Annotated in this window: 6 protein-coding genes; 2 read left to right on the top strand and 4 right to left on the bottom strand. The window is 75.0% G+C overall.

Annotation, left to right across the window (positions count from 1 at the left end; all coding sequences use genetic code 11):
* Positions 1–291: 291 nt before the first annotated feature.
* The gene (locus ACFQ11_RS36435) at positions 292–1,728 is read right to left on the bottom strand and encodes a GuaB1 family IMP dehydrogenase-related protein (RefSeq protein WP_378307289.1); all 1,437 of its coding nucleotides are present in this window, start codon (positions 1,726–1,728) and stop codon (positions 292–294) included.
* A gap of 764 nt (positions 1,729–2,492) precedes the next feature.
* On the opposite strand from ACFQ11_RS36435, the gene ACFQ11_RS36430 reads away from it, so the two are divergent.
* Positions 2,493–3,407 carry an Lrp/AsnC family transcriptional regulator gene (locus ACFQ11_RS36430; RefSeq protein WP_378307287.1) on the top strand — a complete coding sequence of 305 codons (915 nt, stop codon included), beginning with the start codon at positions 2,493–2,495 and terminating at the stop codon, positions 3,405–3,407.
* Between the two features lie 84 nt (positions 3,408–3,491).
* On the opposite strand, the gene ACFQ11_RS36425 is transcribed toward ACFQ11_RS36430, so the two are convergent.
* From ACFQ11_RS36425 to ACFQ11_RS36415, 3 genes are all read right to left on the bottom strand, one after another.
* Positions 3,492–4,109, bottom strand: coding sequence for a LysR family transcriptional regulator (locus ACFQ11_RS36425; RefSeq protein ID WP_378307285.1), 618 nt, complete (start codon positions 4,107–4,109; stop codon positions 3,492–3,494).
* Positions 4,110–4,175: 66 nt separating this feature from the next.
* Complete coding sequence (locus tag ACFQ11_RS36420; protein WP_378307282.1) at positions 4,176–5,834, bottom strand: MFS transporter; 1,659 nt, start codon at positions 5,832–5,834, stop codon at positions 4,176–4,178.
* A gap of 77 nt (positions 5,835–5,911) precedes the next feature.
* On the bottom strand, positions 5,912–6,946 hold the full coding sequence (locus ACFQ11_RS36415; protein ID WP_378307291.1) for a GDP-mannose 4,6-dehydratase: 1,035 nt from the start codon (positions 6,944–6,946) through the stop codon (positions 5,912–5,914).
* A gap of 246 nt (positions 6,947–7,192) precedes the next feature.
* On the opposite strand from ACFQ11_RS36415, the gene folP reads away from it, so the two are divergent.
* A complete protein-coding gene (gene folP / locus ACFQ11_RS36410) occupies positions 7,193–8,050 on the top strand; it encodes a dihydropteroate synthase (protein WP_378307280.1) in 858 nt (285 codons plus the stop codon).
* Positions 8,051–8,055: the final 5 nt, after the last annotated feature.

Raw genomic sequence — 8,055 nt, 5'->3', positions numbered from 1 at the left:
GCGCGGCGCTCCGTCCGCGGGCGCCGCGCCCGCCGCGCCGCCCGCGCCCGCCGGGCCGCGCGTACGCGCCGGACCGACCGCGTTCGTCGAGCCGGCCGCGTTCGTCGAGCCGGGCGCGTCCGTCCGCCGGTCCCCGGTCCGGGTCTCCGCCGCGCATTCTCCGCCCCTTCCGGCGCGGTCCCCCTGCCGCGTCCTCAGGTGAGCGTGCAGGCGCGCACGCCGCGCGCACGGGGAGCGCGCGCGGCGTGTCGCGGAAAAGCGCGGGCCGCTGACCTGCCCGAACGCGTCCGTTTACCAGCTGGTGGACAGCGGCATGCCCTCGGCGTAGCCGGACGAGCTCTGGACCCCGACGGTCGCGCGCTCGTGGAACTCCTCGAGCGTGCGGGCGCCCGCGTAGGTGCAGGAACTGCGCAGTCCGGCGACGATCGAGTCGATCAGGTCCTCCACGCCGGGGCGCCGAGGGTCCAGGAACATGCGGGACGTGGAGATGCCCTCCTCGAACAGCGCCTTGCGGGCACGGTCGAACGGGGAGTCCTCGGCGGTGCGCAGCCGCACCGCGCGCGCCGACGCCATGCCGAAGCTCTCCTTGTAGAGCCGTCCGTCGGCGGCGCGCTGCAAGTCGCCCGGCGACTCGTAGGTCCCCGCGAACCAGGAGCCGATCATCACGTTGGCGGCCCCGGCGGCGAGCGCGAGCGCGACGTCGCGGGGGTGCCGGACACCGCCGTCGGCCCACACGTGCCGGCCCAGGCGGCGGGCCTCGGCGGCGCACTCCAGGACGGCGGAGAACTGCGGGCGGCCGACGCCGGTCATCATCCGGGTGGTGCACATGGCGCCCGGCCCCACGCCGACCTTGACGATGTCGGCGCCCGCCTCGATCAGGTCGCGGGTGCCCTCGGCCGTCACCACGTTGCCGGCCACGACCGGCACCGCCGGGTCGAGACCGCGGACGGCGGAGAGCGCGGCGATCATCTTGTCCTGGTGGCCGTGCGCGGTGTCGACCACGAGCAGGTCGGCGCCCGCCTCCAGCAGCGCCTTCGCCTTCCCGGCGACGTCGCCGTTCACGCCGACGGCGGCGGCGATGCGCAGGCGCCCGCGGCCGTCGACGGCCGGGTCGTACAGGGTGGCGCGCAGGGCCCCGGTGCGGGTGAGGACGCCGGTGAGGCGGCCCTCGTCGTCGACGACGGGCGCGAGCCGGTGGCCCCGCTCGTGCAGCCGGTTGAACGCCTCGCGCGGGTCCACCCCGGCGGGCAGCGTGACCAGGTCGCGGGACATGATGTCGCGCAACTGGGAGAACCGGTCGACGCCCTGGCAGTCGGCCTCGGTGACCACGCCGACGGGACGGTCGTCGGCGACGACGATCACGGCGTTGTGCGCCCGCTTGGGCAGCAGCGCGAGCGCGTCCCCGGCGGTGCTCGACGGGTCCAGCGTGATCGGGGTGTCCACGATCAGGTCGCGTCCCTTGACCCAGCCGATGACCTCGGCGACGACCTCCACCGGGATGTCCTGCGGGAGCACCGCGACGCCGCCGCGGCGGGCGACGGTCTCGGCCATCCGGCGGCCGGACACCGCCGTCATGTTCGCGACGACGAGCGGGATCGTCGTCCCGCTGCCGTCCACGGTCGACAGGTCGACCTCCAGACGCGAGCCGACCGACGAGCGGCCGGGCACCATGAAGACGTCGTTGTAGGTGAGGTCGTGAGCGGAGTGCTCACCGTTCAGCAGGCGCACGGCTGTCTAACACACCAATCGAGGATGAAAGTGGCTGGGCCACCGTACATTGTGTGGCATACCCCCCGATGCTCCGCACACGCACCCGTCCCTTCGGGCGGCACGCCTGCACCCAGGGGTGATGACCCTGTGTCCCCGGAGCGCGTCCGGCCCTTCCGCCCCGGTTTCCCTGCCGCCTTGCAGGCATAACAGAACTGGATGCCCGCACATGGGGAAAGTCGTGCAACGTGAGGCTTAGCTCTCTGTAAAGTTACCTCTTGACGTAATCGCGCCCCCGATGCACTTTTCTTACATGTGCCTCGCGCGGACGGCCGTCCTGCCGTAGGGGCGTCACATCAGAACACCGGGAGAGGCGCATGCAGGCCACGCACTTGGACCCGGTTCGCGTCATCGTCGGGGGCGCTCCCGCCGCACCGCCCGGCGCCGCGCAGTGCCCGCCCCGCGGAGGCTCCCGTTCCGCGCGCGGCGATCCCGGCCCGGCCCCGCCGGGCGCGTCCCGGGAAGCCCTGTGGAGAGCCGGTGTGCGTCCCGCGCGGCCGCCGCCGGGACCGCCGGACGGCTCATGCCTCCGGCGGCGTTCGCACGTTGGAAGAGGGGCGCGCGACGCCGAAAACGGCACCGCGCGCTACCGCTCGCAGACGCTTCGACGGCCGCCGGGCAGGGCGAACACGAGCAAGATCAATATTTGACGTCATCCCGTCCCGAAATGGAATGATCTTGCAGTTGCTGGCAAAACGATTCATCGCATGTCGAGGAGGACAGCCGTGCTGGATGCGGTCGACGCCGTGCTCGTCCGCGAGCTCCAGCGGGATGGCAGGGCCACGTTCCAGGCGCTCGCCGATCGCGTCGGGCTATCCCGCACGGCCGTGCGGGCACGCGTGCAGAACCTTCTCGAAACGGAGGTCGTCCGCGTCGTCGGCATCGTGCACGCCGCCGTCGTCGGCGCGGAGGCGACCGGGCACGTCTCGGTCACCGTGGACGGCTCCGCGCGGGAGGTCGCGGCGGCCGTCGCCGAACGCCCGGCCGTCGGCTTCGCCGCGCTGACCGCGGGCCCGCACGACCTGGTCGTCCAGGTGCGCACCAGGGACGACGCCGCCCTCGCCGCCGAGGTGGACCACCTGCGGTCCGTCCCGGGAGTGCGGACGGCGGAGGTGTTCCGCTCCGTCTCGACCGTGCGGGACGCCCACACGGTCGTGCGGGAGCTCGGGGAGGTCACCCTCGACGACATCGACTGGCGGCTCCTGCGGGAGCTCCAGCGCGACGGTCGCGCCCCCTACACCCGGCTCGCGAGCATCATCGGGCTGTCGCAGGCGGCCACCCGGGCCCGGGTGGTGCGGCTCATGCGGACCGGGGTCATCCAGGTGACCGGCCTCGCCGACCCGCGGGCGCTCGGCGCGGCCGAGCTCGGCGGATTCGGCCTGCTGGTCGGCGGCGGCCTGCGCAAGGCCGCCGAGGCGGTCGCCGCACTGGACGGCGTCCGCTACGTGGCGACCGGATTCGGCCGCTACGACATCGTGGGGCAGGCCGAGGCGGCCTCCCGCGTCGAGCTGGTCACCGTGCTCGACGCGGTGCGGTCGGTGCCCGGCGTGACGGTCCGGGAGTCCTGGCACCACCTCGACGTGGTGAAGGAGTCCTACGCCGCCGACCTCCCCGGCGGCCCCGCAGGCGGCGCGCCCTGAGGACGCGCCGCGCACGGTGCCGGAAAGGCGCCTCGGCCACGGCGCGCTCGTGGCCGGGGCATCCGTCCACCGGCTCCCGGCCGGTCAGCGGCCGCGGCCGCCCGGCGCCCCGCGCACCGGTTCCCCGCCGGGCTCCCGCACGGCGTCCCTGGCGAACACCAGGAAGTCGCGGCCCGCGGGCGGCGTCCGCCGGTGAAGGTGCGCCAGCACGGCCCGCGAGGTCAGCGGGTGAGCGGCCAGATCGGCGGGGGCGGGCGGCCCGGCGAGACCGAGGTCGGCGCGGCCCGCGCGCAGCGCCGCGGCGACCGCGGCGCCGTCCGCGCAGCGCACCACCCGGATCCGGACGGCCGGCTGCTCCCGGGCGAAGAGCGGGACGAGCCGACCGGTCAGCTCCGGCTCCAGCGCGGCGGTCGTGGCGATGCGCAGCTCGGCGCCCGGCCGGTGGCCCCGCGCCGCCGACAGGCCCTCGATCGCGTCCACCGCCTCCAGCGCCGCCCGCGCCCGCCGGACCACCTGCTCGCCGACCGGGGTGAGGACGACGCCGCGCCCGGAGCGGGCGAACAGTTCGAGACCGAGTTCGCGCTCCAGTTCGCGCACGGCCCGCGACAGCGCGGGCTGGGCGACGTAAAGCGCCTGGGCCGCCGACGTCATCGTGCCGTGGTCGGCGGTCGCCACGACATAGCGCAGCTGCCGCAGATTCATGTCCCGACGGTATGCCAACCCGCCGCCGCGGTCCCCGACAACGCCGGAACAGGGCCGGAAACGGCCTCACCCGGCCTTGCCCGCGCCCCCGCCGTCCCCATGCCCGTCCGCCGGCCCGCCCCCGTGTCCGCCCCCGTGTCCGCCCCCGCGCCGCTCCCGGGCGTGCCCGTCCTCGGCGTGCCCGCCGTCGCCCGTGTCGGGGACGGTCTCGGGCTCCGGCTGCAGTTGCGGCGCACCGACCGAGCAGTGGCTCCGCGCCTGCGGTTCGCAGTGCAGGCCCTCCGCGACGTGCAGCGCGCCGTCGGAGACGGTCAGCAGCGTCAGCACGGCCCCCGCGGCCAGCAGTGCCGCGCACACCGCCATGGAGACGCCGAACCCGTCGGCGAAGGCGTCCGGGTCCCGCAGCGCGCCGCCGGTCAGGCCGGTCAGCGGCGGGATCGCCGCGACCGCGAGCAGGCCCGCCGCCCGCGCCACCGCGTTGTTGACGCCGCTGGCCACCCCCGCGTGCCGGGACCGCGCCGTCGCCAGCACCGTCGCCGTCAGCGGCGCCACCACCGCCGACAGCCCGAGCCCGAACACGGTCACGGCGGGCAGCACGTCCCGGGCATAGGACGCGCCCGCGCCGATCCGGCCGACCAGCAGCATCCCCGCGGCGGCCACCAGCAGCCCGGCCGCCATCGGCCACCGCGGCCCCACCTTCTGCGCGACCGCGCCCGCCCGCGCCGACAGCAGCAGCATCAGCGCCGTCACCGGCAGCAGCGCCGCGCCCGCCGCGACCGGCGAGAACCCGCCCACGACCTGAAGGTGCAGCACGAGCAGGAAGAACATCACGCCCATCCCGCCGTAGACCAGGAACGTCACGGCGTTGACCGCCGAGAACTGCCGGGAGCCGAACACCTCCAGCGGCAGCATCGGCCGGGGCGCGTCCCCGCCCGGCCGCCGGCCGCGCCGCCGCTCCACGGCGAGGAACCCCGCCGCGGCGGCCGCGCCGAGGAACCCGGCGGCCGCGACCACCGCCGGACGCGCGTGCCCGCTCGGCGCCTCGGTCAGCGCGTACGTCGTGCCCCCGAGCGCGAGGGCCGCCAGGACGGCGCCGAGCACGTCGAACCGCCCGCCCGCCTCCGGATCGGCGCTCTCGGGCACGTGCCGCGCCGCGACCAGCACGATCAGCGCGGCGAGCGGCACGTTCAGCACGAACACCCACCGCCAGCCCGCCGCCTCCACCAGCCACCCGCCCGCGAACGGCCCGACGGCCCCGGCGATGCCGCCGAGCCCCGACCAGGCCCCGACCGCGCGCGCCCGGTCGTCCGCGGCGAACGACGCCTGGATGATCGCCAGCGAGCCCGGCGTGAGGAGCGCCCCGCCCACCCCCTGCAGCCCCCGGGACACCACCAGCATCCCGACGTCCTGGGCGACGGCGCACAGCACCGACGCGGCGGCGAACCACACCACGCCGACCAGGAAGATCCGGCGGCGCCCGTACCGGTCGCCGAGCGAGCCGCCCAGCAGGATGAACCCGGCCAGCGTCAGCGTGTAGGCGTTCACCGTCCACTGCAGGCCCGTGATGTCCGCGCCGAGGTCGTCGGCGATGGCGGGCAGCGCGACGTTGACCACCGTCGCGTCGAGCAGCGCCAGGCCCGACCCGAGGACGGTCGCGAGCAGGATCCAGCGTCCCGGCCCGGTGCCCAGCCGGACGTTCCCCGGGTCCGCGGCGACGTCAGCCATGCTCGCATGGTGTCACGCCGCGGGCACGGCGCGTCCGTCCGGGGCGCCCGCGCCGGGGCGTCACCGCGGGGGAGAGGTCACCAGTGGTCGGGGCTGAACGGCTCGTCCTCGGGGCGCGCGGACTCCGACAGGAGGCGCAGGTCCGACTCCACCATCATCCGGACCAGGCCCTCGAACGTGACCTCCGGCTCCCAGCCGAGCTGCTCCCGCGCCTTCTTCGGGTCGGCGCACAGCAGGTCCACCTCGGCGGGCCGGGTGTACTTGGCGTCCAGGACGACGTAGTCCTCCCAGTTCAGGCCCGCGGTGCCGAACGCGAACTCGACCAGCTCCCGCACCGACTGGGTCTGCCCCGTCCCGATGACGAAGTCCTCGGGGGAGTCCTGGCCGAGCATCAGCCGCATCGCCCGGGCGTAGTCGCCCGCGAAGCCCCAGTCGCGGCGCGCGTCCAGGTTCCCCAGGCGCAGCTCTTTCGCCAGGCCCAGCTTGATGCGCGCCACGCCCAGCGACACCTTCCGGGTGACGAACTCGGCGCCCCGGCGCGGCGACTCGTGGTTGAACAGGATCCCGCTGACCGCGAACATGCCGTACGACTCGCGGTAGTTCTGGGTGATGTAGTGCCCGTAGCTCTTCGCGACCCCGTAGGGGCTGCGCGGGTGGAACGGCGTCCGCTCGTTCTGCGGGGTCTCGCGGACCATGCCGAACATCTCCGACGACGACGCCTGGTAGAAGCGGATCTGCTCGCGGCCGGGCGTCCGGGACGGGCTGATGCCCGACACCACGCGGATCGCCTCCAGCATCCGCAGCACGCCCATGCCGGTCACCTCGGCGGTGAGCTCGGCCTGCTGCCACGACATCGGGACGTAGGAGATCGCGCCCAGGTTGTAGACCTCGTCGGGCTGGACCCGCTCCACCGCGGAGATGAGGCTGCCCTGGTCGAGCAGATCGCCCGTCGTGATCTGAACGTCGCCGATGTGCTTGCGCAGCCGCGACACGTGCGGGTTGGCCTGTCCCCGCACCAGACCCCACACCTCGTACCCCTGCGCGAGCAGGTGCTCGGCCAGGTACGAGCCGTCCTGTCCGGTGATGCCGGTGATGAGTGCTCGCCTGGTCAGCGGATCCTCCATGCTGCTCGGTCGGGGCTGCTCGGTCCGGGCCGCGACCACCGGGTCGGCGGCCCACCGCGGGGACGCAATCCCGCAACGAGCATGACATATGAGGTTAGCGACCTCGTTGGGTCGCTGACGAGCGAGGGCGGCTTTTGAACCGAATTCGCTTCTAGTGCCCGGCGCAGCCCCGCGCGTCCCGCCCGGCGGACCGCTTGGCGCCCCGGCCAGGGGGTGTGCGAATCTGTGATCATCATGGGCTCTCCGGAAACGACGCCGCTGCGGCTGAACGGGCGCGAGCTCGGCCCGCACGCGATCATGGCGGTGGTCAACCGCACCCCCGACTCGTTCTTCGACAAGGGCGCCACCTACGGGTTCGACGCGGCGCTGGAGGCGGTCGGCCGGGCCGTGGCGGCCGGCGCCGACATCGTCGACATCGGCGGGGTGAAGGCCGGGCCGGGCGAGGACGTGGGCGTCGACGAGGAACTGCGCCGCGTCGTCGACCTCGTCGCGGCCGTCCGGGAACGCCACCCGGACGTCGTGATCAGCGTGGACACCTGGCGCGCCGAGGTCGGCGAGGCGGTCGCGGCCGCCGGCGCCGACCTGCTGAACGACACCTGGGGCGGCCCCGACCCGCGGCTCGCCGAGGTCGCCGCCGCACACGGCATCGGCCTGGTCTGCGCGCACGCGGGCGGGCTCGAGCCCCGCACCCGCCCGCACCGGACGAGCTACGCCGACGTGGTCGCCGACGTCGTCGCGCACGTCACCGCGGAGGCCGAGCGGGCCGTGTCCCTCGGGGTGCGCCGGGACGCCGTCCTCATCGACCCCGCCCACGACTTCGGCAAGAACACCCGGCACTCGCTGGAGATCACCCGGCGGCTCGGCGAGCTGACCGCGACCGGCTGGCCGGTCCTGGTGGCGGTGTCGAACAAGGACTTCATCGGGGAGACCCTGGGCCGTCCCGTGGACGGGCGCGGCGCCGGGACGCTCGCCGTGCTCGGAGTCTCGGCCGTCCTCGGCGCCCGCGTGTTCCGCGTCCACGACCCGGCCGCCGCGCGCAGCGCCGTCGAGGACGTCGCCGCGCTCGGCCCGCCGCCCGCGGCGGGCGGGTAGCGGCG

Origin of the sequence: Actinomadura sediminis, assembly GCF_042675525.1 — a bacterium.
In the GTDB taxonomy this organism is placed as follows: Bacteria; Actinomycetota; Actinomycetes; order Streptosporangiales; family Streptosporangiaceae; genus Spirillospora; species Spirillospora sediminis.
Note: the sequence above shows the minus strand (reverse complement) of the source record. Positions and strands in the feature narration are given on the sequence as shown.

Coding starts and splice junctions, on each gene's coding strand:
- ACFQ11_RS36425 (WP_378307285.1), bottom strand. CDS start 4,109: ATGAATCTGCGGCAGCTGCGCTATGTCGTGGCGACCGCCGACCACGGC.
- ACFQ11_RS36420 (WP_378307282.1), bottom strand. CDS start 5,834: ATGGCTGACGTCGCCGCGGACCCGGGGAACGTCCGGCTGGGCACCGGG.
- folP (WP_378307280.1), top strand. CDS start 7,193: ATGGGCTCTCCGGAAACGACGCCGCTGCGGCTGAACGGGCGCGAGCTC.